Origin of the sequence: Thermococcus sp. M36, from assembly GCF_012027355.1 — an archaeon.
Taxonomy (GTDB): Archaea; Methanobacteriota_B; Thermococci; order Thermococcales; family Thermococcaceae; genus Thermococcus.
Genome location: NZ_SNUH01000070.1, coordinates 1 through 566 on the forward strand (window position 1 = coordinate 1; position 566 = coordinate 566).

At 32.3% G+C, this 566-nt stretch carries 1 protein-coding gene; it reads left to right on the forward strand.

Going from position 1 to position 566, the window contains the following annotated elements:
* Nucleotides 1–566 (forward strand): DUF3822 family protein (locus tag E3E36_RS11365; RefSeq protein ID WP_167895528.1); only part of this gene is annotated, 566 nt, incomplete at both ends.

The window sequence follows — 566 nt, forward strand, 5'->3', positions numbered from 1 at the left end:
ATATTCCTGAGAATGTTTTAGTACCTGCTGATAAATTTTCCGCTAATGCTGCAGAAAATTATTTAAGCATGGTACATGGTGATAATATTAATGAAGCTATTTTACACGATGTAGTTGATGCAACGCCTGCAATGGTTAATGTGTACAGAATTAAACGTGTATTGTTTGAAATGGTTCGTACCAATTTTATGATGGTTGAATCAAAACACTTATACTCTAAGATTTTAGAAAATACCATTGGTGGGTATAATTTTCAAACAGGTAATTTATTAAAAGTGCAGTTTTATAATAAATGCCTGTTATTGTTATTGCTTAAGAATGGTCAGTTGCAGTTAATTCAATCTTACCCTTGTGCATCGCAGGATGATATGCTGTATTATATTTTAAGTATTGTTCAGCAGTATGGAGTGCAGCCTGAAGAAATAAAAATTGAATTAAGCGGGCAATTAGATACCCGTACACAGTATTACGATTATTTGCGTAAAATGTTCAGTAATATTCATTTTGAAACAGTGGCTCCTGAAAAACTAATGAAAGAGTTGCAGGAAAATTACCCAGCTCATTAT